Source organism: Hymenobacter wooponensis (genome assembly GCF_004745865.1).
GTDB classification, from domain to species: domain Bacteria; phylum Bacteroidota; class Bacteroidia; order Cytophagales; family Hymenobacteraceae; genus Hymenobacter; species Hymenobacter wooponensis.
This window is the reverse complement of the sequence record NZ_SRKZ01000006.1, coordinates 454,358-477,380: the sequence shown is the minus strand read 5'-3', so window position 1 is coordinate 477,380 and position 23,023 is coordinate 454,358. Positions and strand designations below refer to the sequence as shown.

Annotated in this window: 20 protein-coding genes and 3 tRNA genes; 15 read left to right on the top strand and 8 right to left on the bottom strand. The window is 55.7% G+C overall.

What is annotated here, in order from left to right:
* The first annotated feature begins 59 nt into the window (after window positions 1–59).
* Both EU557_RS21080 and EU557_RS21075 read left to right on the top strand, forming a co-directional pair.
* On the top strand, window positions 60–1,835 hold the full coding sequence (locus EU557_RS21080; protein ID WP_135532451.1) for an ABC transporter ATP-binding protein: 1,776 nt from the start codon (window positions 60–62) through the stop codon (window positions 1,833–1,835).
* Window positions 1,836–1,937: 102 nt separating this feature from the next.
* The gene (locus EU557_RS21075; RefSeq protein ID WP_135532450.1) at window positions 1,938–2,459 is read left to right on the top strand and encodes a hypothetical protein; all 522 of its coding nucleotides are present in this window, start codon (window positions 1,938–1,940) and stop codon (window positions 2,457–2,459) included.
* An 87-nt stretch (window positions 2,460–2,546) separates the two neighbouring features.
* Here EU557_RS21075 and EU557_RS21070 read toward each other — a convergent pair whose 3' ends face one another.
* Complete coding sequence (locus EU557_RS21070; RefSeq protein WP_135532449.1) at window positions 2,547–3,224, bottom strand: outer membrane beta-barrel protein; 678 nt, start codon at window positions 3,222–3,224, stop codon at window positions 2,547–2,549.
* A 394-nt stretch (window positions 3,225–3,618) separates the two neighbouring features.
* Between EU557_RS21070 and EU557_RS21065 the strand changes: the two genes are divergently transcribed.
* Together EU557_RS21065 and EU557_RS21060 are read left to right on the top strand one after the other, a co-directional pair.
* Window positions 3,619–4,773: a zinc-dependent alcohol dehydrogenase gene (locus EU557_RS21065; RefSeq protein WP_135532448.1), complete on the top strand. Its 1,155-nt coding sequence runs from the start codon at window positions 3,619–3,621 to the stop codon at window positions 4,771–4,773.
* 12 nt (window positions 4,774–4,785) lie between these two features.
* On the top strand, window positions 4,786–5,304 hold the full coding sequence (locus EU557_RS21060; protein WP_135532447.1) for a hypothetical protein: 519 nt from the start codon (window positions 4,786–4,788) through the stop codon (window positions 5,302–5,304).
* Between the two features lie 168 nt (window positions 5,305–5,472).
* On the opposite strand, the gene EU557_RS21055 is transcribed toward EU557_RS21060, so the two are convergent.
* Window positions 5,473–5,546 (bottom strand) — tRNA-Pro (locus EU557_RS21055).
* Window positions 5,547–5,650: 104 nt separating this feature from the next.
* Window positions 5,651–5,724: transfer RNA gene (locus tag EU557_RS21050), tRNA-Pro, on the bottom strand.
* Between the two features lie 308 nt (window positions 5,725–6,032).
* Between EU557_RS21050 and EU557_RS21045 the strand changes: the two genes are divergently transcribed.
* A complete protein-coding gene (locus EU557_RS21045; RefSeq protein WP_135532446.1) occupies window positions 6,033–6,542 on the top strand; it encodes a T9SS type A sorting domain-containing protein in 510 nt (169 codons plus the stop codon).
* Between the two features lie 114 nt (window positions 6,543–6,656).
* Here the strand turns inward: EU557_RS21045 and EU557_RS21040 are convergent, their stop codons facing one another.
* Complete coding sequence (locus EU557_RS21040) at window positions 6,657–8,441, bottom strand: ABC transporter ATP-binding protein (protein ID WP_135532445.1); 1,785 nt, start codon at window positions 8,439–8,441, stop codon at window positions 6,657–6,659.
* 388 nt (window positions 8,442–8,829) lie between these two features.
* Between EU557_RS21040 and EU557_RS21035 the strand changes: the two genes are divergently transcribed.
* The 8 genes from EU557_RS21035 to coaE all read left to right on the top strand — a co-directional run bounded on the left by EU557_RS21035 (window position 8,830) and on the right by coaE (window position 15,606).
* Window positions 8,830–9,921, top strand: coding sequence for a Glu/Leu/Phe/Val dehydrogenase dimerization domain-containing protein (locus EU557_RS21035; protein WP_135532444.1), 1,092 nt, complete (start codon window positions 8,830–8,832; stop codon window positions 9,919–9,921).
* Between the two features lie 144 nt (window positions 9,922–10,065).
* Entirely contained in the window at window positions 10,066–11,250 is a 1,185-nt protein-coding gene (gene nusB, locus EU557_RS21030) for a transcription antitermination factor NusB (protein ID WP_135532443.1), read from the top strand.
* Window positions 11,251–11,326: 76 nt separating this feature from the next.
* Window positions 11,327–11,638, top strand: coding sequence for a YtxH domain-containing protein (locus tag EU557_RS21025; RefSeq protein ID WP_135532442.1), 312 nt, complete (start codon window positions 11,327–11,329; stop codon window positions 11,636–11,638).
* 193 nt (window positions 11,639–11,831) lie between these two features.
* The gene (locus EU557_RS21020) at window positions 11,832–12,836 is read left to right on the top strand and encodes an isocitrate/isopropylmalate dehydrogenase family protein (RefSeq protein ID WP_135532441.1); all 1,005 of its coding nucleotides are present in this window, start codon (window positions 11,832–11,834) and stop codon (window positions 12,834–12,836) included.
* 110 nt (window positions 12,837–12,946) lie between these two features.
* Entirely contained in the window at window positions 12,947–13,468 is a 522-nt protein-coding gene (locus EU557_RS21015; RefSeq protein ID WP_135532440.1) for a DUF1573 domain-containing protein, read from the top strand.
* A gap of 170 nt (window positions 13,469–13,638) precedes the next feature.
* Window positions 13,639–13,971, top strand: a complete 333-nt coding sequence (gene yajC / locus EU557_RS21010) for a preprotein translocase subunit YajC (RefSeq protein ID WP_135532439.1) — start codon at window positions 13,639–13,641, stop codon at window positions 13,969–13,971.
* Between the two features lie 37 nt (window positions 13,972–14,008).
* Window positions 14,009–14,947: a YbbR-like domain-containing protein gene (locus tag EU557_RS21005; protein ID WP_135532438.1), complete on the top strand. Its 939-nt coding sequence runs from the start codon at window positions 14,009–14,011 to the stop codon at window positions 14,945–14,947.
* 65 nt (window positions 14,948–15,012) lie between these two features.
* Window positions 15,013–15,606, top strand: coding sequence for a dephospho-CoA kinase (gene coaE, locus EU557_RS21000; protein WP_135532437.1), 594 nt, complete (start codon window positions 15,013–15,015; stop codon window positions 15,604–15,606).
* A gap of 172 nt (window positions 15,607–15,778) precedes the next feature.
* Here coaE and EU557_RS20995 read toward each other — a convergent pair whose 3' ends face one another.
* The 3 genes from EU557_RS20995 to EU557_RS20985 are packed head-to-tail and all read right to left on the bottom strand — an operon-like array spanning window position 15,779 to window position 20,259.
* Entirely contained in the window at window positions 15,779–16,951 is a 1,173-nt protein-coding gene (locus EU557_RS20995) for a GNAT family N-acetyltransferase (RefSeq protein ID WP_135532436.1), read from the bottom strand.
* A 60-nt stretch (window positions 16,952–17,011) separates the two neighbouring features.
* A complete protein-coding gene (locus EU557_RS20990) occupies window positions 17,012–18,625 on the bottom strand; it encodes a hypothetical protein (protein WP_135532435.1) in 1,614 nt (537 codons plus the stop codon).
* 8 nt (window positions 18,626–18,633) lie between these two features.
* Window positions 18,634–20,259, bottom strand: a complete 1,626-nt coding sequence (locus tag EU557_RS20985; RefSeq protein WP_135532434.1) for an ArnT family glycosyltransferase — start codon at window positions 20,257–20,259, stop codon at window positions 18,634–18,636.
* Between the two features lie 89 nt (window positions 20,260–20,348).
* Between EU557_RS20985 and EU557_RS20980 the strand changes: the two genes are divergently transcribed.
* Window positions 20,349–21,635 carry a hypothetical protein gene (locus EU557_RS20980; RefSeq protein ID WP_135532433.1) on the top strand — a complete coding sequence of 429 codons (1,287 nt, stop codon included), beginning with the start codon at window positions 20,349–20,351 and terminating at the stop codon, window positions 21,633–21,635.
* A gap of 59 nt (window positions 21,636–21,694) precedes the next feature.
* Here the strand turns inward: EU557_RS20980 and EU557_RS20975 are convergent.
* Window positions 21,695–21,769 (bottom strand) — tRNA-Val (locus EU557_RS20975).
* A 311-nt stretch (window positions 21,770–22,080) separates the two neighbouring features.
* Between EU557_RS20975 and EU557_RS20970 the strand changes: the two genes are divergently transcribed.
* Window positions 22,081–22,959 carry a TerB family tellurite resistance protein gene (locus EU557_RS20970; protein ID WP_135532432.1) on the top strand — a complete coding sequence of 293 codons (879 nt, stop codon included), beginning with the start codon at window positions 22,081–22,083 and terminating at the stop codon, window positions 22,957–22,959.
* Window positions 22,960–23,023: the final 64 nt, after the last annotated feature.

Here is a 23,023-nt window from a genome sequence, read left to right as displayed (position 1 = left end):
TTCTCACAATCCGCGTCGTCGGCTGTTACGTCCTTATCTAATTACCCCTCCCCACCCGAATGGAGCAAGCTACTACTGCCACGAAAAGCGGCAATATCTTCGACTGGCAGGTACTGCGCCGGTTGATGACGTACGTGCGGCCGTATCAGCGCATCTTTTACTTCCTGATTTTCCTGACCATTGCCACGGCGGCGCTGGGCACGTTGCGCCCCTTCCTGATTCAGCGCATGGTCGATGTCACGATTGAGCAAAGCGACTGGTCGGGGCTGAACCGCATGTTTGTGCTGCTGCTGGTACTGTTGGTGGCCCACGCCATTGTGAGCTACCTCCAAACCTACTTTGGGGGGTGGCTAGGCCAGTACATCGTGCGCGACATTCGGGTGGACCTCTACAAGCACATCCTCGATCTGCGTCTGAAGTTCTTTGACCGCACGCCCATTGGGGTGCTCGTGACCCGTAACATCTCCGACGTGGAAACCCTCTCGGACGTGTTCAGCGAAGGACTAGCGGCTATGATTGGCGACATTCTGCAGCTGCTGTTCATCATGGCCTTCATGTTCTACATTGACTGGCGCCTGACGCTGGTGAGCCTAGCCGTGATTCCGCCATTGCTGTTCAGCACCTATGTGTTCAAAGAGAAGGTGAAGAAGTCGTTTCAGGAAGTGCGCACGGCCGTGGCCAACCTGAATTCGTTTGTGCAGGAGCACCTGACCGGCATGAACGTGGTGCAAATCTTCAATAACGAGGAGCGGGAGTTTCGCAAATTTGAGAAGATCAACCAGGAGCATACCCGCGCTAACATTCGCTCGGTGCTCTACTACAGCATTTACTTCCCGGTGGCCGAAGTGCTGGCCGCCGCCGGCGTAGGCCTGTTGGTGTGGTACGCCGCGCAGGGCCAGATTGAGGGTACCATCTCGAAGGGCGCCCTCATCGCCTTCATCATGTACAATGCCCTGTTCTTCCGACCCATCCGCCAGATTGCTGACCGCTTCAATACGCTGCAGCTAGGCCTAGTGAGCACAGAGCGCCTCTTGAAGCTGCTCGACAGCAAAGAAATGATTGCCGACAATGGCAGCTACATCCCCACGGACTTGCGCGGCGACGTGAAGTTCGACCACGTATGGTTTGCCTATAACGACGAGGAATGGGTACTGCGCGATGTAAACTTCGAGGTGCAGGCCGGCCAGACCATTGCCTTTGTGGGCGCCACCGGCGCCGGCAAAACCAGCATCATCAACCTGCTAAGCCGCTTCTACGAAATCAACAAAGGCACCATCAGCGTAGATGGCCACGACTTACGCGAGTACGACCTCAAGGACCTGCGCCGCCACATTGGCGTGGTGCTACAAGATGTGTTCCTATTCGCCGGCACCATTCGCGACAACATCACCCTGGGCAAGCAGGATATTACCGATGAGCAGATCTGGGAAGCGGCTGACTTGGTAGGAGCCCGCCGTTTCATTGAGCGTCTGCCGGGTGGCCTACAGTATGAGGTAATGGAGCGCGGGGCCACACTTTCCGTAGGCCAGCGCCAGCTCATCAGCTTCGTGCGGGCCATGGTGTACCAGCCGCGCATCATTATCCTCGATGAAGCCACCTCGTCGGTTGACTCTGAAACGGAAGAGTTGATTCAGGAAGCTATTGAGAAGCTCATGCAGGGCCGCACCTCGCTGGTTATTGCCCACCGCCTGAGCACCATCCAGAAAGCCGACCGCATTATTGTGCTTGATAAGGGCGAGATCAAGGAGGCTGGCACGCATGAGGAGCTGCTGCGCCACCAGGGGTTCTACTCGCAGCTGTATCAGATGCAGTATAAAGGAGTGCTGGAGGGCTAGTTGAGTGGCCTAGGCCACGGCAGCGCGTAGATATAGAGCGCAGTACTGTTTCTTTGTGGCTCGGAAGAGCATATTCCGCACTTCCTGCTTTCCTCACAACACATGAATAAAATTTTTCTGGCGCTCAGCCTCATTCTTGGTGTCGGCTTTACGGTGGCCTACTGGAAGATGGGAGGCTTTAAAGCCGCTACTGTTACGCAGGAAACCCTCGCTCAGCCCTACTTCGTAGCGGGCCAGTATTACGAAGGCCCAGCGGATGACGAGGCCTTCGGTGACCTGACCCGTCGGGCCTACGAACTGCGCCGCACAGGCCAAGTACGCGGCGACTTCGGCAACATATTCTACAATAGCCCCGAAGACACGCGCACCGCCGCCAAGGTGTTCGTAGGCCTAGTAGTAGCCGATACCACCCAAAAGCTCCCGAAAGACTACAAGTACCGCGTGTTCTCCGCCGGGCAGCGCGTACTACATGCCCACGTAGATGCCGGCTACATGGTAGCTCCCGATAAACTCTATGGCGGTATCAAGGACTACGCTAAGGAGCGCAAGATTACCCTACAGGATGTGTACCTGGAGCGCTTCCCTGAAAAAGGCGAGCCAGAGGTACTAGCAGTACTTAAGTAAAGTCCAGCTAGGCTACTCCTCCCTGAAACACGACACCGGCTCCTCTAACACAAGAGGAGCCGGTGTCGTGTTTCAGGGAGGAGTAGCCTAGCTGCCACCTAAGTGCAAGGCAAGTCCCACATTCACGTAGGATAATCCGAAATTTGTAGACAACTGGGAGTAACGCCCTGAGTCTACTTGTGTGCCCATTTCGTCCTTGGACCTGCCTGTGGTTCGGGAGTATCGCACGCTTCCCATGGTAAGCTGTACAGCGAGCTTCTCAATTGGGAAATAGACCAGCGCCGGTGTAAGAGCACTATACACACCTTCCGAAGTGGAGTTGGAGCTGTAAGGGCGATCTACCACATACGTAGCGCGGTACTCACTGCGGCCTTTGGTGTAGCCACACTCTAACTGGCCATATATACCAATCTTCTCTCCCAGCATATGGTAGTAGCGCACAAAAGGGGCAATGGATGCAAAAGTTCTCGTATTGCGAGACTCATTGCGCCTGACAGACTGAGCTTCTACATAAGAAGATTGCTTGTCACGACCATACTCCCCAGTAATGCCTAACGCTATATTGTCGGCCACGAAGTAGCCTACAACAGGAGTAATTTGAGAATAACGATAAGTGAGCACCTCTTTTGACGAGGGGAGTTGTCTGTCAGACTTTGAGGTGGAATAGCTCACGCCACCGCCAAGTAGCACTTTCCCGGCGCCAATCTGCGCTGTAGCGCTGAAGGCAAGCCCTAATAGTAATAAGCTACATGCTAGCTTCTTCATAAAGCGGTAATAACTGAGGTGAATTAAAAAGTAGGATGGGGCTGTAACGGCCTATGGTAATCTGTTATTTTAACATATATGAATTAATCTATAACTGACTGGCATAGAAAGCAAAACAGAACAGTTGAAGAAGCTATTTACTCTACTGCTCACTGCTAGCTCACTTGACACCAAAAATGGGAAAAATAAGTTTGCGTGTTTATACGGATTAAATGCAACTAATTCCAAGTATAAGTACGTGATTCAGCTTGTTGCGGTAACCTTAGGCATTAGTGTAAGTACAGATTTAGCATTACTTCTCCGAGCTACTGCGCAGTTGGGTCTGCCTGTAGTTACAGAGTACTTGGGAGGAGTAAGCTATGAAAACTCCCACCTGAACCTAAAAAGGATTCTTATGCTAGCAATGGATTACCGGGGCCCTAAGCGGGTCCGTGCCACCCAGAAGCCTATGCCCGAAATAAAGCATCCGCAGGATGCTATTGTGCGGGTTACTCGCTCATGTATTTGCGGCTCCGATCTTCACCTATACAACGGTAACGTGCCCGATACCCGAGTTGGCTCAACGTTTGGCCACGAGTTCTGCGGAATTGTAGAAGAAGTAGGACCAGAGGTGACCAAAGTCAAGGTTGGCGACCATGTGCTGGTACCGTTTAACATAGCTTGTGGCGAATGCCATTTTTGTAAACAAGGCTTATTCGGCAACTGTCACGAGTCAAATACCCAAGCTAGCGCCGTAGGAGGTATTTTCGGATACTCCCACACGGCTGGTGGCTACAATGGTGGCCAAGCAGAATACGCCCGCGTACCCTACGCCAACGTAGGCCCCACCGTGATTCCTGAGGGTATGGACCCCGATGATGCTGTACTGCTCACCGACGTAGTTCCGACAGGGTATCAGGCTGCCGAAATGGCCGGCATCCAACCCGGCGACACGGTAGTGGTATTTGGAGCTGGTCCGGTTGGTATCATGGCCGCCCGTTGCTCTTGGCTGTTTGGCGCGGGTCGTGTTATCATCATCGATAAAGAAGACTACCGCTTGGAGTTTGCGCGCAACTACGCCAACTGTGAGGCCTACAACTTCGAGAAAGACATGGATGACCCAGTGGTGTTCGTTAAGAAAACCACCGACTTCATGGGCGCCGACTGCGTAATTGATGCCGTAGGGGCTGAGGCTGCAGGTAACGCCATGCAGACTATTACGGGCCGTAAACTGTTGCTCCAAGCTGGGTCTACTACGGCGTTGCACTGGGCTATTAACTCAGTTAAGAAAGGCGGGGTAGTATCTATTGTGGGGGTCTATGGCCCCACCGATAACTTGGTGCCAATTGGAAACGTGCTCAACAAGGGCCTGACCATCCGGGCAAACCAAGCTTCAGTGAAGCGTCTGTTGCCACGGTTGATTGAGCATGTGCAGAACGGGGTAATCAAGCCAAAAGAACTGATTACGCATCGCATACCGCTGCAAGAAGTAGCTGACGGTTACCGAATGTTCTCGGCTAAGCTCGACAACTGCATCAAGCCTCTTATCGTTTTCCCTAACAAAATCTAACGCTGACCATCCATGGAAAATACTGTGAAAGACCCGCAGAAGCTCCCAGGCTGGGGCATAGATGCAAACCCTGAGAATGACCCAACCTACCCCATGCGGGAGCGGCTGAACGTTTCTCAGGACCCAGATAGCAAACACCGTCCGGCTTCACTACAGCCCGTCGATATTGAGGTGCTTAAGTCAATTGAGCGGCCCACGGTTTCGGCAGTGTTCGGAGAGGCTGCGCCACCAACTGGCCTAAGTGGCATTATACGGCGCTTTGCCTTTAAGTATAGCGAGTCGCACTACGGCCACTGGTTGCCACTCCTACTGGCCGACCGTGTAAACGTGGTGGAAGGAGTACTGGAAGACCTGACACATGGTAAGGTTCCGAACATTTTTGCGGAAAAAGGATACGCTGTAGAGTGGAAACACAACCGCACAGCCTTTGTGACCAAGATGGCAACCATCGCCTTGGTAACTACCGGTGCCATCTTGCTCCTGACCCGTGACGGCAAAGGGAAGCGCAAAAACAGAAAGTACGACTACTAGTTTTTGCCTTTTTGAGCTACTCCACCAAAAGCAGAGTGGCCTACGCATACCTAGAAAGTTCTAGGTATGCGTAGGCCACTCTGCTTTTGTTTTGACTAGGTACTCTCTTTCTAAAAGAGCCCGCTGAACTTCTGTTCAGCGGGCTCTTTTAGAAAGAGAGTACCTGTGTCGGGGTGGCAGGATTCGAACCTACGGCCTCGTCGTCCCGAACGACGCGCGCTACCGGGCTGCGCTACACCCCGAATAGAAGTGCTGACTAAGCACAACGGGTACTTTCGTATAGGGCCTTGCCGAAAAAAGCCTCCGGGTGGGGTTCCCAGAGGCTTTTCGACAAGAAATTCTTCGGTCGGAGTGGCAGGATTCGAACCTACGACCTCCAGCACCCCATGCTGGCGCGATACCAGGCTACGCTACACCCCGATGAATTGTGCCACAAATGTAAGGGGGCAATGCCTTTTGCGCAAGCGTTTGCCGGTTTTTTTGTGGTTTAGCTCTCTGCTGGGTAGCTCTACATAAGCCGTAGCTTTTGTATTGAACTCATTTGACGAGAGTTGTAGCTGCAGATCGGTGTGGAAAATAATTCTTCTAGATAAAAGGCGCAATAATGAAAACTGGAATGCGTTTTGCCCGCGTTCAGACACCTCATGATACGGATAATACAAAGTAAAGCGCAGAAACAGTTACCTTTACATCTCCCGTATCGTTCAATAAACTTGTAAAGAACGCGTATGAAATTTTTTACTTTTCTGGGAAGCCTACTAGCTATGCTCCTGTGCATCAGCACCGCCCAGGCTCAAACAAAAACTGCCAAGCCTGCTCCAGCCAAACCAACTACGGTAGCTGCCAAGCCTGCTGTTAAGCCCGCTACAACTCCTAAACCAGCGGTAGCGCCTGCCGTGCCAGCTACTGCAGTTGCTTCTGCAGAGGTAGCTACGGCCTCAGCTCCACCTGCGCTTATCACGGATAAGATGGAAACGGCGGCTCCTAACACCGACGCTCTGAAGGTGCGAGCCGAAACCAACCCCCTGACTAAGCGCCTGACGGTGCGCACCAATGCTTCTGGCCCAACTCGGGTAGAGCTGAATGGCACAGATGGTCGCCCGGTTATTACCCGCGACATCATGTCGGGCTCCGACGCTGTGGTGCTGGATGTGAGCAACCTGCCCGCCGGGACTTACATTGTGCATTGCTCTTCCGGTGAGCGGCGCGGCATCAAACGCGTATCGCTAGGCCAATAGCCAGTATTAAGCATCCTTAGGTTTAGCAAAAAGCCCCGCGCATCCTAGAATGCGCGGGGCTCTTTGTTGGGTTGAAGTTCTCTGGAGACACTAATGAGGAGAAGAGGCCTAGGCCTACACTTCCTCACTCTGGAGTTGGCGCTCGTACAGGGCCCGGTACAGGCCGTCCGTGTCTTGCATCAGGGCCTCGTGCGTGCCGTGCTGCACAATCACACCGTCATCCAATACCAGGATTTGGTCGGCTAGCTTTACTGAAGACACCCGGTGGGAGATGATCAGGCTGGTGCGGTTATGCATAATGCGCTGCAAGGCACTTAAGATAGCATTCTCCGTGTTGGTATCGACGGCGGAGAGAGCGTCGTCTAAGATCAAGATCTTAGGCTCCTTCACGAGGGCGCGGGCAATGCTTACGCGCTGCTTCTGACCACCCGATAGTGTAATGCCTCGCTCGCCCAACTTCGTATCAAATCCCTCTGGGAAGCGGATAATGTTCTCGTACACGTTGGCGTCTTTGGCAGCCTGTAGCATCCGTTCCTCGGTGGGGTTCTCTAAGCCGAAGTTGATGTTGTTGCGAATTGAGTCAGAGAACAGGAACACATCTTGCGGCACGTACCCAATTTGCTCGCGCAGGGAGCTGAGCGACAGGTCGCGCACATCTACGCCATCTACCTTGATGCTGCCACTGCTTACATCATAGAGGCGGCTAAGCAGCGCGGCCACCGTGCTCTTACCGGCACCCGTGTTACCAATAACGGCCAGCGTTTCGCCGGGGTGAATGCGGAACGATACGTCGCGCAGGGCCTGAATGCCGGTATCGGGATACGTGAAGCTGACGTGGTCGAAGACGATGTCGCCTTTGATATCCAGCTCTAGGTTCTGGCGCGAAACGATGTCGGTCTTCTGGTCCAGGAACTCGTTGATGCGAGCCTGCGACGCCTGGGCGCGCTGCACGAGGCTGCTGGTCCAGCCCAGGGCTGTTACGGGCCAGGTGAGCAGGTTCACGTAAATCAGGAACTCCGCGATGCTGCCAGTAGTAATGGTACCCCGAATAACCTCCTGGCCACCAATCCAGACGGTAACGATGGTGCTGAGGCCTACCAAGAACAGAATCAGCGGGAAGAACAGCGAGTTGACGAAGTTCAAGCTCAGGGACTTGTCCTTGTAGTTATCGGAAGCCACTGAGAACTGGCGGTGGGAGTCCTCCTCGCGCACGAACGATTTCAGCACCCGAATGCCCGAAAAAGCTTCCTGCACGAAAGTGGTCATGCTGGCCAGGGAGCGTTGAATCTCGTCGGACTTACGCTCGATAAGGTTATTCACGTAGAAGATGCTCACGCTCAGGATAGGCAGCGGCAGCAGGGTGTAAATCGTGAGCTTCACGTTCACCATGAACATCAGGGGCACGATGAGCACGAACAGGATGACGAGCTGCATGAAGTACATGAGCGCCGGCCCCACATACATACGCACCCGGCCTACATCCTCGGAAATGCGCGACATCAGGTCGCCGGTGCTGTGGCGCCGGTAGAAGGAGAGGGGCAGCGACTGGTAGTGCTGGTAGATTTCGTTCTTCTGGTCGTTCTCAATCAGCCTCGACATTACGATGAGCGTCTGACGCATGAAAAACAAGAAGATGCCCCGCAGCAGCGCCATCGTCAGGATGAGGATGCCGTAGAGCAGCACGTTGCGTCCAAACAGCTCATACACCCCGCTCTGGGCCTGGGTGCCTTCGTAGAGATAGTACAGGTCAATGCCTTCACCTACCAGGTCGAAGGCATAGCGCACAATCTGAGCCGGGAAGATGGCCAGCAGCGTGCTGAGCGCCACGAACAGCACTCCACCTAGGAAGTGCCATTTATAGCGCAGAATATATTTATTGACAGCGGATAGAGCGCGCACAGGAAGGCTGGTTGTGAGTTTAGCGGTTGGGATATAGAAAGTTAGAAACAGGCCTAGCGGTTTTGGCTTAACCTCCAGACTGGCCTAGCGAAGTGGCTTAAGCCTGGTCTAACCCTCTCGCTCCCAAACCTCTAAACAATGGGGCGGCGCTGGCAAAAGACAGCACCCCGGTGGCTTAAGTCGGAAAAACAGGTTACTTTTGCACCCGAATTGCGGGGAGCAGTGCGAAAAGGAATCGGAAACGCTTCGCTCCGTACTTCATCTGACCAGCGAATGGTGTACCACCCAGGCCATCCGTTACTACGATACGCGTAGCGCTACATCCCGTTACTGCCTCCGCAAAGGTACAACAACCCACCCCCACCCACTTCTTATTTTTCTACTCCGCATGGTTGAAACGAAAGTGCTAACCGATACGTCGGTCTTTGGGCAGATTGCCGAACACCAACATGAGCAGGTAGTGTACTGCCACGACCACGAGACTGGCCTACGCGCTATCATCGGCATTCACAATACCGTACTCGGCCCCGCCTTGGGCGGCACGCGCATGTGGCACTACGCCTCCGACGCTGAAGCCCTGAACGACGTACTGCGTCTCTCGCGCGGCATGACGTACAAAGCCGCTATTTCGGGCCTGAACCTGGGTGGTGGTAAAGCCGTCATCATCGGCGACGCCAAAACCATGAAGACGGAGGCCCTGCTGCGTAAGTTTGGCCGCTTCGTGCAGAACCTCAACGGCAAGTACATCACCGCCGAAGATGTAAACATGACCACCAAGGACATGGAGTACATCCGAATGGAAACCAAGCACGTGTCGGGCCTGCCCGAAAGCATGGGCGGCAGCGGCGACCCGTCGCCGGTGACGGCCTACGGTACCTACATGGGTATGAAGGCTGCGGCTAAGAAAGCTTTCGGTTCTGATAGCCTCGCGGGCAAGCGCATTGCCGTGCAGGGCGTAGGCCACGTGGGTACCTACCTGCTGGAGTACCTGCAGAAGGAGGGCGCCAAGCTGGTGCTGACCGACTACTACGAAGACCGCGCTCTGGAAGCCGCGGCTCGTTTTGGGGCCGTGGCCGTAGGCCTAGATGAAATATACGACCAAGACGTGGACATCTATTCGCCTTGCGCGCTGGGGGCTACCATCAACGATGATACCATCAGCCGCTTGAAGTGCCAGGTAATTGCCGGGTGCGCCAACAACCAGCTGGCCGACGAGAACATCCACGGCCCGGCGCTGGTGGAGCGCGGCATTGTATATGGCCCCGACTTCCTGATCAACGCCGGTGGCCTGATCAATGTGTACTCCGAAGTAATTGGAGGCAGCCGCCAGACTGCTCTCACCCAGACCGAGAAAATTTACGACATCACCACGCAGGTGCTCAACAAAGCCGAGCAGGAGCAAAGCCACCCGCAGGCCGCCGCTACGCGCCAGGCTGAGGAGCGCATTGCTGCCATCGGCAAGGTGAAATCAACCTACTAATATCCCGAAGAAAAGCCCGACGGGCAGAATGAATTCTCTCGCTCCGGAGTAATAAGATTACTTTTGCAGCACTAACCAGAGGGAAGCGTTGTTCTGCCCGTCGTTCTTTGTTTTTCGGAGACTCCACAAGTACCAACACCACACATGCTCAACCGTCGCACGCTCCGCATTAAGGTCATGCAGGCCCTGTACGCCTACCATCAGGCCGTAGGGTCGGATTTCTTACTTGCCACTGACCAGATTGCGGACACCTTCGCGCCCGATTTAAACTCGCCTGAGCCGCAGGACCGCAAGCAGTTGCAGGGGCAGCGCAAAATGGCCGAAGTCATTTTTAAAGAGTGGCACAAGAACGGTCAGGAGCCCGAAAGCACCGACGACAAGGACGTAAATGACGCCGTAAAGGACGCCATCAGCTACTACCGCAAGGCCGTGGCCAAAGACGGCACCTTCTACGGTGGGCAAATGGTGCAGGCGGCGGAGAGCATCCACGACCAGTACATTCACCTGCTCAACATTCCGGAAGCGCTGCTGCAGGTAATTGAAGAGGAGAAAGTACGCGACTCACGCCGCTTCACGGCGGCCAAGGAGCCTCTGCTGGACGCTACGCGCCTGCAGGAAAACCAGGTAATCGAGAAGCTCATTAACAACATTCAGCTACAGGACCTTACTATCCGTCGCTCCCTGAAGTGGCACGGCGAGGAAGAGCTGGATGCTCTGCGGAGTGCTTGGCGCAACGAGATGAAGCAGGATCCCGAACTGCTGAGCTACCTCGCGGCCCCGGCCGGCAACTACGCCGAGGACCAGGAGATCCTAAAGCACATCTACAAAACCTTTGTGTTCAAGGGCGAAAGCCTGCCCGCCTACATTGAGGAGGACGACCTGAACTGGGAGGAGAACCGACCCATCGTGAAGAACTTGGTGGTGAAAACCATTAAGATGCTCGACGAGGCGGCTGATGAAAACTTGGTGCTGATGTCGCTGTCGGCTAACTGGCAGGATGATAAAGAGTTTGCTGAGTCCCTGTACAAGCAGACGCTGGCCGACGATGCCAAGTACGAGCAGCTGATTTCAGAATCGGTGCAGAACTGGGACGTGGAGCGCGTGGCGCTTACGGATAAGATTCTGCTGAAAATGGCGCTTTGTGAGATGCACCTTTTCCGGGCTATTCCCGTGAAAGTGACCATCAACGAGTATATCGAGATCAGCAAAATCTATAGCACGCCCAAGAGTAAGCAGTTTGTGAACGGTATTCTGGATAAATTGGCCCAGGATCTGACCGCCAGCGGCGCCATTCGCAAATCGGGCCGCGGACTCCTGGACAATCAGTAGTGCCGACAACCCGCACCGGGGTAACGTCGTCTATATAGGGTATTCTCCACCTCCCACCACGCCACACACTTGTATTATGGGTAGCAAAACCACTACCGGTATTCTGTGCTTCGCCGGCGGAGCCCTCACCGGGGCCGTCATCGGACTTCTGTATGCGCCTGAGAAAGGCCGCGAAACGCGCAGCTGGCTCAGCTACAAGCTGGAAAAGTATCGCGAGCAGCTGGCTGAGCTTACCGAGAACTTGGTAACCAGCCGCACCGACGCGGGCCCCAGCTCGGCAAAGAGCGAAGGCCAGCGCGTAATTCAGGACGCGAAAAGCAAAGCAGAACAACTTCTCGGCGACGTAGACCAACTCATCAACCAGATTAACTCCCGCAAGACGGTCTAATCATGCGGTGAGTCACGGAATGTGCTGATGTGCCAATGAAACTAAATCATGGGCACGTCAGCACATTTTCATTTTACGCACACCTGGGCTTTGGTACCTTTGCGGCGGCAAATAGGCTTACCCCACGTAGGGGCAGGCTGCTAGGCCAGTGGCCTAGAGCCAACAACATCAAACAATCAGTAAATCAGATAGAATGCACCTCATCACCCTTATCCCCGGCGACGGCATTGGCCCCGAAATCACGAAAGCAGTAACCGACATTTTCGCGGCGGCGCAGGTGCCAGTGCAGTGGGAAGAGCAGAACGCCGGTCAGACTACGTTTGATCAGTCGGGCGAGCTGATTCCACAGACGCTGCTGGACTCGCTAGAGAAAACCCGGGTGGCGCTGAAAGGCCCCATCACAACGCCCGTGGGAAAGGGTTTCCGTTCCATCAACATCACCCTGCGCCAGAAGTACGACCTCTACCAGAACGTACGTCCGGCCAAAACTACTGAAGGCATCCAGAGCCGCTACACGGGCATCGACCTGGTACTGTTCCGCGAGAACACCGAAGGCCTGTACTCAGGCCTGGAGGTGTTTGACGAGCGCCTCGGTATTTCTGACTCTATTGCCCGTATCACGGTGGAAGGTGCCCGCAAAATCTGCCGCGCGGCTTTCGCCTACGCTTCCAAGCACGGCCGCAAGAAGGTAACGCTGGCTCACAAGGCCAACATCCTGAAGATGGCGGGCACCATCATGATCAACGCCTGCAAAGAGGCTTCCAACGAGTTTCCCCACATCGTGTTCGAGGATAAGATCATCGACAACATGTGCATGCAGCTGGTAAACAAGCCCGAGCAGTTTGATGTGGTAGTAACCACCAACCTGTTCGGTGACATCCTCTCGGACCTGTGCGCCGGCCTGGTAGGTGGCCTAGGCGTGGTGTCGGGCGCCAACATTGGCGATGACATGGCCATTTTCGAGGCCGTGCACGGCTCGGCCCCCGATATTGCTGGTCAGGGCAAAGCTAACCCCACGGCCCTGCTGCGCTCGGCGCTGATGATGCTTCACCACTTGGGTGAGCACAAGCAGGCCGACCGCCTGGAAAAAGCCCTGGAGCTGACCCTGCAAGACAAAGACAAGTGCACCGGCGACCTGGGCGGCAAAGCCTCTACCACCGAGTTTGCGCAGGCCATCATCGATAACCTGGACAAGTAGTGAGCTACGAGTTGTCAGTTCGTTCTAGCTGGCAACCGGCACCTCACAACTCGTAACTGATTAGTATCTTTATTCTTCTGAAGGCGACTAACTGCCTTTCCTTTCAACATATGAAACGCAATCTGTTTTCTGCTTTCCTGTTTTCCAGCGCTCTGCTGCTGGGAGCCTGCAACAACGAGAAAGCTGGTGAAGTAGGCGCTACCGGCATGAACGCCGCCGCCAACGAAGCGGCTGCCAACCCCGTGGTTGACAACCCCAACGTGACCAACGAAACCGCCGCCCCCAACCCGAATGCCCCCGTGATGACCTTCGCTGTGGCGGAGCACGACTTCGGCGATATTCAGCCCGGCTCGGTGGTGAAGCACACCTTTGAGTTCACCAACACTGGCAAATCGCCGCTGCTGATTGAGAATGCTACGGCTTCGTGCGGTTGCACCACGCCTAACTGGACCAAGGAGCCTATTGCTCCCGGCGCCAAAGGCACCATCGACGTGCAGTTTGACAGCCACGGCAAAATGGGCATTCAGAACAAGGAGGTAGCTATTCAGGCTAACACCCAGCCCAACATCACCAAAGTAGTTATCAAGGCTAACGTCCTCTCCGACGGCGCTGCCGGCCCCGTACGCCAGTAGTGGCCTAGAAGTACGCCTGCCGTTTCGGGTAGCGTAGAAGCTCTGCGGTAGAGCAGCTGGTGCTGTAACGGTGCCCAGCTAACTGCAGAACCTCTAGGCCACCCGGGACGGCAGGCGTTTTTGTTTTCGTTTTATAAGCGGTAGCTACCCGCTTCTTTTTACTTTACAGCATGTTTTCAACTCTTCTTCTGCAAGCAGGCGCCTCTGGTGAGAGCCTCACCTCGTTGTTGTTCCCCATTGCCATTGCCGTAGTGGTGTACTTCTTTATGATTCGGCCACAGCAAAAGCGCGCGTCGGATGCCAAGAAATTTCGCGCGTCCATTGTGAAGGGAAGCAACGTAGTAACCATTGGTGGCCTACACGGCAAAGTGCTGGAAGTAAACGAAGAAACCGTGATTGTGGAAGTAGACAAGGGGGTGCGGCTGAAGTTTGACCGCACGGCAATTGCCCGCGAAGCAGCCGGTAAAGCACCTGCCACTACTGCGCCCACCGCTACCACGTAACCTTATTCAGTAAATGCCGCCTGCCCGCCCGTTCCGTATGCTTCGCTGGTTTCTGAGCCCATTTGTGGGGCAGGAATGGAGCTATTGGCGGGCGGTGCTGGCCTGTTTTTTGGCGGCTAGCACCTTTTGGGTACTTAGGGCCCTGAATAAGACCTACACCACTAAAATTACTTATCCGGTAGCGTGGCGGTACAATGAGGCGCAGTTCGTGCCGGTACAGCCTCTGCCCACTGAGGTAGCTGTGAATGTAACTGGCCGCGGCTGGAAATTGCTGCGGCGCAGCCTGCCACTAGAGGTAAAGCCGGCGGAGTTAACGCTGGAGGCATTGCCCAGCACCCGCTACGTAACGGCACGCAACCTGCGCCCGGCCCTGCAGCTTGCTATGGAAGGGCTGCAGTTCAACTACTTGCTCACCGATACGCTGTGGATAGAGTTCGACCGGTTGGTGAGCCGGCGGCTACCATTAGCCTTGAGTCCGGCTTCCGATGGTTCGGCTTTGCCGTACGCGGCCAGTTTCAGTCCGTCGTCCATTCGCTTCCGGGGGCCGGCCAACAAGGTAAACAGCCTGCCGGATCCTTACCCAGTGCATCTGCCCCAGGCCCCAGCCGGCAGCACCACCGGTGATATTCGGGTGCCCATTGGGGGGCCCGAGCTAGTGGAGCCAGACGTGCAGGATGTGCGCGTGCGGCTGTTGCACCGCCCCTTAGTGACGGTGCCGCTGCAAGTAGTACCTGAACTAATGGATGCCCCCCAGGGCCACCTGTATCAGCTTAGCCCTGGCACGGTACAGGTGCAACTGCAGTGTTTCCCGGAGGATACGGCTAGGCTCAGCCGCAAAGAGGTGCATGTGCAGCTGCACTACGGGCAGTTCATCAACTCCGACTCCAGCCTCCGGCCTTTTCTGTCGCAGCGCCCCACTGCAGCGCGCGGCGGCCAGGTTCTTACGCCCGGAGTACGGGTAACGGTGAAAAAATGAGCTAGTACATCTAGCATTTATCCGTGCTACTGGCCTAGATACAGTCTCCTTACATCATTCCATCGATGCTGAAAATCGGAATTACGGGCGGAATAGGCTCGGGTAAAAGTGTGGTGTGCCGGCTGTTTGCCACGCTCGGGGCGCCAGTGTATGACTCTGATACGCGCGCTAAATGGGTGATGGCAAAGGATGAGCAGCTGCGCGACGAGCTACGAGCGGCTTTTGGCCCTGAGACGTTTGATACGCTAGGCCAGCTCAACCGCACCTACTTAGCGCGCGTTGCTTTCGCTGACCCCGTGCAGTTGGCCCGCCTCAACGCGTTGGTGCACCCCGCTGTAGGTCGCGACTTTGCCCAGTGGCTTACGGCCCGCCAAACTGAAGGCCACCCGTATATTCTGAAAGAAGCGGCGCTCCTGTATGAGTCAGGTGCTTACCGGCAGCTAGATCAAATCATCACGGTATTCGCGCCCATAGCGGTCCGGCAAGCGCGCATCTTAACCCGCGACCCGCATCGAACCCCCGATGACATTCAGAACATCATCGGCAAACAGATGAGCGAGGAGGAGAAGATGCAGCGTGCGGATCATATCATCCACAATGACGATGCGCACTTGCTTATCCCGCAAGTATTGAAGCTACACGAGCAGTTCATTCGCTAGGCCACTCTGATACGGCATGAGGAGCAGCGCGTAGCCATCTTTAGGCTCAGCCACCAAGCCCTAGCAAACGAAAAGCCGTTACGTCCATGGGGAGGTAACGGCTTTTGCGTTTACTAGGCTCAGTATGTTGGAAAGGAGTACCTCATGCCACGCCTCCGCACTGGCTTGTGGCCTAGCGGATGATGGGGCTACGCTCGAAGGGACGGGTGCGGTCGAAGAGGAAACGGTAGGTAACGTGGGTTTTGTAGATGCGCGCGCCAATAGACCGTGTGAGGGCCAACATGCGCGGATTGAAGTCGCCAATCCAGTTCATCTCAATTTCAGTGTAGCCGGCGCGCATGAACTCGGCCCGGGCGTGCACCATCAGTGCTGACTCAATGCCCTTACCTTGCCACTCAGGTACTACCCCGAAAATCACGCCGAAGAGCTTTTTATCGAGGCGCTGCATGTACTTGCGCTTCTCCCAGAGAAAGCGCAGTTTGCCCCACAGGTTGAAGTTGCGGCCCACGTGCTTGAAAATCTGGTTGAGCTCAGGCAGGCTCACGAAGAATGCAATGGGCTCATCGTTGTGGTAGGCAAACCAGAGCAGGCGCTCATCCAGCACGGGCTTCATCTCCTTCACCAGCTCCCGGGCCTTCTCCAGGGGCATGGGGTTTACGCCGCTATGGTTGGCCCAGGCCAAGTTATACACGTGGTGGAAGTCGCGGGCCAGCTTCTCGGCGTCGCGCTTGCTGGCGTGCTGAAACCGGAAGGTAGGGTATTGCTGAGCGTAGGTCTCGAAGGCGCGGCTGAAGGTGGGGTGCAGGTGCACGGCTACCTCACGGTAGCACGTGTACTGCTTGAAGAACACCTGAAAGCCGTAGCTCTCAAAAAGCTGCTGGTAGTACGGCGGGTGGTAGAACATGCCGTAGTTGGGCTCCGTGAAGCCCGAAACCAGCAGGCCCCAAAACCGGTCCCGCTCCCCGAAGTTGATGGGGCCATCCATGGCGGCTAGGCCACGCTGGCTGAGCCACTGCTGGGCAGCCTCGAAGAGCTGGTTAGCCGCCGCTTGGTCATCAATGCACTCAAAGAAGCCTAGGCCACCAACCGGCAGAGTAGGGTCGGTTTGCGGCGTTTCGTGGTTGATGAAAGCTGCTACGCGCCCAATAACCTCACCAGCCGCATCAGTCAGCACCCAGCGAATGGCTTCGCCGTGGGCAAAGTTGTGGTTGCGCTTAGGGTCAAAAACTGCCTCTATTTCATGGTCGAGGGGAGAAATCCAGTTTGGGTGATTCTGGTAAATACGAGTTGGCAGGTCCAGAAACTGACGGCGGTGCTCAGGGGTGGTAACTTCAAGTAAGGGCATAGGAAGGGGAGCAGTAAATGGCGGCAACTGCAAACCGCAAAGAAAAGAGGTTCGCGCTACTCAGCGACCGGGTTGGCGGAAAACGGACAGTACCTTGATGCCATTCGCAGCCCGAATGGTAAATACCTCGCTGCCCAACGAGTCAAGGTACGGTTGGGGGTGCCAACGGTAGCCAGTGAGATAGTAGCGGGCAGTGGAGTCGGGGGTGTAGCGCAGCCTGGCGCGCTGTTCGGGCTTCAAGATAAGGGAGTTGTTGTAGAGCGGATAATGCCAAAGTGCCCGCATGGTTACCACTGGAGCCGGATCGTGAGCCAGCATCCATTCAAGCCCTTGGCGGTATGCAAGCCCCCAGTAATCACGCTCAAACAAACGCTCGGCCTTGGCCGCTGGCAGAAAACTGAAGTACACGTTTTGGTAAGGGTGTAGCTGCACTATCTGCCAGGCAGTGTGGCCGGTCTCAAGTAGCGCTAGGCCTAGGGCTAAGCGCGCCGCCAGCCGTAGGCCTGGTTCTCGGCTCCAATGCAGCAACTGACGAAATCCTTGCACGGCCCATAAGAGCAAAGCCGGATAGATAAAATAGAGGTGCCGCCAACCCTCGTACACCACCGTATGGGTGAGCATAACTACTAGCAGCGGTGCCAGCAGCCACAATGCTACCAGTACCGCTATGGAGCCCGACTCAGTTAACTGCGTAAGGCTACCACGTATCCGGCAGTGCTTTAAAGCAACCAGTAGGCCCAACGCGGCACTCAGCGAGTAGGGCAGCGGAATGGTAATAGCCATCCAAACGGGTACATAGTGCCACGGCAGCTGGCCCACGGATAAGAATTGGCCCATGTACAGATTCGTGAAGGGCCACGGGTAGCGTACGGCGTGGGTACTAACATCCAGCAGCTCAGGCACAGTATGAGCCCACAGATACGGCCAGACACTAAATACTCCCAGCAGTACTACCAACAGATATATTACATACCCCCGAGCCAGCTGCCATCGGCCCTCGGCCTGCTTGGCAGACAATACCAAGCCAAGCGCCGTGAAAATCAGTAACTGAGCCCCTTGCACCCGAACAGCAATAGCTAGTGCCGTGGCCAGGCCGTGCACTAGCACCCGCCCCGCAGTAGGCTGCTGCATTAGGCGGGTGAGCGTATACATGGCGAGGGTAAAAAAAGCCATGTACACGATATCCTTCCCATTGTAGAAGGCCTCGGCAAAAAACCGGGGTGATAAAATGAGCAGGGCCGCCGTGAGCAAACCCCAGCGCCAGTCGCGCAGCCAAGAAGTGCCCAGCCGATATACAGCCCAGGCTCCCACTAGGAATAGGCTAAATATCAGAAGGTGACGCAGCAGAAAATAGGAACGCGGGTCGTGGTCGGTAAACAAGTAACTCAGGATTACTGCGCTTATCTCGAACACTGGGCCATGGTGCGCATCAGGAAACTCGCGAATGTTGGGCGTAGTGGCGAAAGTAGGGTGGTAGCGCAACAAAGAGCCAGCCGGCAACAAGCTGCTGATATACTTGAGATTGACGAGGCCGTTCAGATGATTGTTGGTTTCATCCCACGAAACGCCGTAGTCGCCGTGTAACGCTAGGCCTAGCAAGGCCAACAGCCCAAAGAAAACCCCCACTACCCAGCGGCGACCAGAAACAGCGGATAACCAAGCAGGCAGAGGCATGGGAGAAGCTAGCGGAGCCGAAAAATAGATAGAATAGTTACCCCGTCTACCTGCCGCTCATAAACGGGCCGGCCATACTTCGGGTAGCCCTCCGGATGCCACCGGTAGGTAGTCAGAAAGTACGTGGCTTGTTCGGGCGAAACCATGCGCAGACGGGCGCGCTCAGCCGGTGGCAAGAGCAGTTGGGCGTTGTGCAGCACCAGTTTGCTGCGCGGGTCAGTGCCTACTGCAACCTGAGGGGCGGCATCGTGAGCCAGAATCCACTCAACGCCTTCCCGCCCCGACAGGGCCCAGTAGTCGCGCTCGAATAAGCGCCCGGCCATAGGCCCCGGCAGGCTGAAGTACATGTTTTGATACGGATACTCTTGCACCATGCGGTAGGCCACTGTGCCGAGGCTCAGAACAAACAGGCCTAGGCCCAACCAGCCAGTCACGAGCCCAACCGAACTAGTGGTAGCACGCCACTGGTACCACAGCGTGTGCACCGCCCTAACCGCCAGTAGCAGAAAAGCCGGGTAGATAAAATACAGGTGGCGCCACCCATCATAAATGACCGAATTTAACACGATGATGGCCAGCACAGGGCCTAGGCACCACGCCACCAATAGCAGATCGAGGCGGCCAGTAGTGGTGCTCAGCCACGCCAACGGACGCCGCGCAGCCCAGGCCACTCCCCCTAGGCCTACCAGAAATAAGGCAGAATAAACGGCGGGCGTAGTGACGAGTATCCACACCGGCGCATAATGCCATGGCAGCTGGCGTACTGATATTTCTTTGCCCAGGTACACGGTCAGCATATCGGTGGGGTAGCGGCTGAAACTCTGAAATACCTCCAAGAAGTGGCCTACAGGATTTCCCCACAGGTAAGGCCAGGCTAGTACTACTACCAAGGCCGTGAGTGGCAGGTAGAGTAGAAGGGAAAGTAAAAATTGCCGTCGGTCGTGAGGGCGGTATAGCACCTCTAGTATGGCAAACCCGAGCGTTAGCGGGAGCAAGAGCACCCCCATGGTGCGTACATCAATGGCAGCGCCTGTGGCTATGGCATGCAGCAAAACTCGTTGCCAAGTGGGCTGCCGAAGCCAGCGTAGCAGCGTGTAGATGCTCAGCGCAAAGAAACCCATAAATACGGGGTCCTTGTAATTGTAAAATGACTCCGCGAACAGGCGGGGCGAGAGTACCAGCAGCCCCGCCGTGAGCAGCCCCCAGCGCCAACTGCCAAAGCGCCACATGCCCAGGCGATACACCACCCAGGTGCCAGCCACGCAGGTAAGCCAAATAACCAGGTGGCGCAAGAAGTATACATCGCGTGAGTCTTCTACCCGAGCTACTTTCTCTAACAGCACCAGCGGTAGCTGGTAAAACACGCCGTGGTCGGTATCCTGGCTGCCATACAAGTCTGGGATTTCAGCGAAGGTAGGTTGACGTTTGGCTAGTTCCGGGGCCAACTGCATAGCCACGTACTTTGCGTTGATAATACCGTTGAGGCGGTCAATCTGTTCGTCCCAGCCCACGCCATACGCGCGGTACAGGCCTAGGCCTAGCAGTATCAGCAGCCCAAAGAAGCCGCCCACTACCCAGCGGCGGAGCCAGTCAGACGAGTGAGGGCCAGGGGCAGAAGAAACGGAAGCAGGCATAAAGGAGGAAGCGCGAGAGGGCCACGCCAAAAGTATTCCGGATTAGGCGGCTAAATTCGGCAATTCATTTCCAAACACCCGCTTCGCTCGTGCTGCGTACCATTCCTCGTTTTGTTTGGCCCGGGGCCGTGCTACTAGTGGCCCTGCGGCTGCTCCTGAACCTGCACCTCAATCCTGGCCTGGAGATGAACTACGATGAGCGCCGCAACGCCCGCATCGCTGATAACTACCTCGCTGGCCGCGGCTACGTCAGCCTCGACCCCGAGCGTAAGCAAGTGCGCCCTGATTCCTTCCACGCCAGCTTTCCGGTATTCGTGTACATCGGCTGGAGTAAGACTGGCCTACCGCGCCACTACCTCACGTTTCTGGTGTACTTGGCTGCTGCAGGCTGTTACGTGCTGGGTGGGCTATACGTGCAGCGCACCCTAGGCCACTTTGGCGCCGCAACAGGGCTAAGTTGGCTAGGAGCCGGGCTGTGGGCACTGTCGCCGGGGGTGGTGTACTACGTTGGAGGCTTTTGGTGGTTTGAGAACATTGCGCTGCCTCTGCTGATAGTAGTAGTTTACAAGCTGCTACGGCTCTATGATGGGCGACGCCTGCACTGGCCCGATGCTCTGCTGATCATTGCTGCCGTAGTACTATCGTGTCTGCTGCGAGGGTATTTGCTGGCAGTGTACGGCGTGCTGTTTGCCATTTTTCTGAGGCTAATGATGGGCCGCCGCGCTCCGGAACGCAGTGTGGCCTGGGGCCTGAGCTGCGCTGTGCTGCTAGCGTTGGGCCTTGCCCACTGGCCCATTCTGCTTAAAAATCACCGCCAGTTCGGGGCCTGGACGCTCAGCAACCAGGCCGGGTTTGAGCTGCTGCAGGGGCACAACTCGGTTACGAAAGGGCGGTTTATGTTTAGCTGGGATGACCGTGGCAAGCCGTTCGACCAGTACGTACGAGCCCACGTGCCTGAACTTGACTCCCTCAATCAATACCAGGAAAGCCAAGCCCGTGCCCGACTAGCCCGGCAGTGGGTGGCTGAGCACCCCAGTGAAGAAGCCCAACTGTTGCTGCGCAAAACAGCGTTGTTCTTCTCGCCCGAAAACTTCATTGCCGACGCGCATCGCACACCCTGGAGCCCGTTTACTGCAGCAGTGCACTTGGCCTTCTTCCTGGCTCTAGGGCTTACCGTGTTTCATTACCGTGGCCTGCGGTTTGAATCGCGCGATGCTCTGCTGCTTACACCGCTGGTAGTAGTGTGGCTGCTGAGCTTACTGTTTTTTGTGGGCTTCCGGTGGCGATTTTTTGCAGAGCCGGCCCTGTTACTCTTTCCCCTGATAACCTGGGTTCGGCTGCGGAAGCGTGCAGTTGGGCACGCAGGAGCTACATAAGCACTCGGCGCTATACAGAAACGAAAAAAGGACAGCCGTTTCCGACTGTCCTTTTTGTGTGGGAGATACTGGGTTCGAACCAGTGACCCTCTGCTTGTAAGGCAGATGCTCTGAACCAGCTGAGCTAATCTCCCGTGGGCGTGTCCCGTTTGGGATGGCAAATATGGCAGGTCGTTTTTTATTGCGCAACTCCTCGCCAGAAGATTCTGCAAGAAAATTTTCAAAAAATCAGGTAAGCAGAAGCAAGGGCTTTATAGCCAGGTGGTTTAGATGCAGGAAAAAAATCAAGATGTAGTGAATTTTCTTCGGTAGAGTGCCTGGGTTTGAAGCAGCAAGTGATAGTACTGGCCTAGTAGAGCCAGGCACATATCCTAGAGATTCAACCTAAGCTAGACACTTCGCGTTAAGCACCTCACATCATCCACCCTATTACTTTCCTCTCATCATGGCTGATAATCAACTTCTGCAAAATTACTCTGATCAAGAAAAGGCCGCTTACCTAAGTGTTATTGCCAGTCTGGCCTCTGCCGACCGCGAAGCCTCGGCGGCCGAGGTGGAATTTTTGCAGCAACTAGCTCACCAAGCTGGTTTATCGGGCGGAGCTACCCAACAGGTAATAGCTGCTGCCAAAGACTCTACCAACGAAACCATCAAGCAGAACCTGGACACGCTTCGTTCCAGCGACCTACGGTTCTCGCTCGTAACAGACCTCATCAGTTTCGCCCGTGCCGATGGCGCTTACTCCAACACGGAGGAAGAAATGGTGAACAAAATTTCGTCCTACCTAGGTATCAACCAGCAGCAAACGCAAGCCCTTGAGCAAGTAGTTGACCAAGCTGCTGCAGTGCCACACGACCCAAACGACCCGGGTAAGCAAGGTTTCCTGAGTGGCATCACTGATAAGTTAGGCAGCGTGGGTATTCCGAAGGGAGCCCTCATGGCTGGCTTGCTAGGGGTAGTGGCTCCCATGGTGATTTCACGCGTTGCCGGTGGCCGTGGTGGCATGGGCGGTGGCGGCATGATGGGCAGCACCATGGGTGGCCTGCTCGGAGGCGCTGCCAACAGCGGCATGGGCGGCCTACTGGGCGGCTTGCTCGGTGGAGGCCTACTAGGCGGCATGATGGGCGGTGGCCAAAGCCAAGCAGGCTACGGCAACTATCCGCAGCAAGGCTCGCATGTCGGTAGCGGGGGCTTGGGCTCCCTGATGTCTATCCTGGGTGGCCTAGGTGGCCAGCCCAACTCGGCTCCACGCAGCGCAGGTGGCGGTGGCCTACTGGGCAGCGGCATGGGTGGCCTACTAGGCGGCCTGTTCGGTGGCCGCTAGGCAGCATAGGCAGTAGATAATTCTAGTCTAACTAAACCAGAACGAGTCGGTAGGGCAATGCCTT

Excerpts from the sequence above, each read along its gene's own strand:
- EU557_RS20970 (WP_135532432.1), top strand. The coding sequence starts at position 22,081 with ATGGCTGATAATCAACTTCTGCAAAATTACTCTGATCAAGAAAAGGCC.
- EU557_RS21005 (WP_135532438.1), top strand. The coding sequence starts at position 14,009 with ATGCTTCGCTGGTTTCTGAGCCCATTTGTGGGGCAGGAATGGAGCTAT.
- EU557_RS21070 (WP_135532449.1), bottom strand. The coding sequence starts at position 3,224 with ATGAAGAAGCTAGCATGTAGCTTATTACTATTAGGGCTTGCCTTCAGC.
- EU557_RS21020 (WP_135532441.1), top strand. The coding sequence starts at position 11,832 with ATGCACCTCATCACCCTTATCCCCGGCGACGGCATTGGCCCCGAAATC.
- coaE (WP_135532437.1), top strand. The coding sequence starts at position 15,013 with ATGCTGAAAATCGGAATTACGGGCGGAATAGGCTCGGGTAAAAGTGTG.
- EU557_RS20990 (WP_135532435.1), bottom strand. The coding sequence starts at position 18,625 with ATGCCTCTGCCTGCTTGGTTATCCGCTGTTTCTGGTCGCCGCTGGGTA.
- yajC (WP_135532439.1), top strand. The coding sequence starts at position 13,639 with ATGTTTTCAACTCTTCTTCTGCAAGCAGGCGCCTCTGGTGAGAGCCTC.
- nusB (WP_135532443.1), top strand. The coding sequence starts at position 10,066 with ATGCTCAACCGTCGCACGCTCCGCATTAAGGTCATGCAGGCCCTGTAC.
- EU557_RS21075 (WP_135532450.1), top strand. The coding sequence starts at position 1,938 with ATGAATAAAATTTTTCTGGCGCTCAGCCTCATTCTTGGTGTCGGCTTT.
- EU557_RS21080 (WP_135532451.1), top strand. The coding sequence starts at position 60 with ATGGAGCAAGCTACTACTGCCACGAAAAGCGGCAATATCTTCGACTGG.
- EU557_RS21015 (WP_135532440.1), top strand. The coding sequence starts at position 12,947 with ATGAAACGCAATCTGTTTTCTGCTTTCCTGTTTTCCAGCGCTCTGCTG.
- EU557_RS21065 (WP_135532448.1), top strand. The coding sequence starts at position 3,619 with ATGCTAGCAATGGATTACCGGGGCCCTAAGCGGGTCCGTGCCACCCAG.
- EU557_RS21060 (WP_135532447.1), top strand. The coding sequence starts at position 4,786 with ATGGAAAATACTGTGAAAGACCCGCAGAAGCTCCCAGGCTGGGGCATA.
- EU557_RS21025 (WP_135532442.1), top strand. The coding sequence starts at position 11,327 with ATGGGTAGCAAAACCACTACCGGTATTCTGTGCTTCGCCGGCGGAGCC.
- EU557_RS20995 (WP_135532436.1), bottom strand. The coding sequence starts at position 16,951 with ATGCCCTTACTTGAAGTTACCACCCCTGAGCACCGCCGTCAGTTTCTG.
- EU557_RS21035 (WP_135532444.1), top strand. The coding sequence starts at position 8,830 with ATGGTTGAAACGAAAGTGCTAACCGATACGTCGGTCTTTGGGCAGATT.
- EU557_RS20985 (WP_135532434.1), bottom strand. The coding sequence starts at position 20,259 with ATGCCTGCTTCCGTTTCTTCTGCCCCTGGCCCTCACTCGTCTGACTGG.
- EU557_RS21045 (WP_135532446.1), top strand. The coding sequence starts at position 6,033 with ATGAAATTTTTTACTTTTCTGGGAAGCCTACTAGCTATGCTCCTGTGC.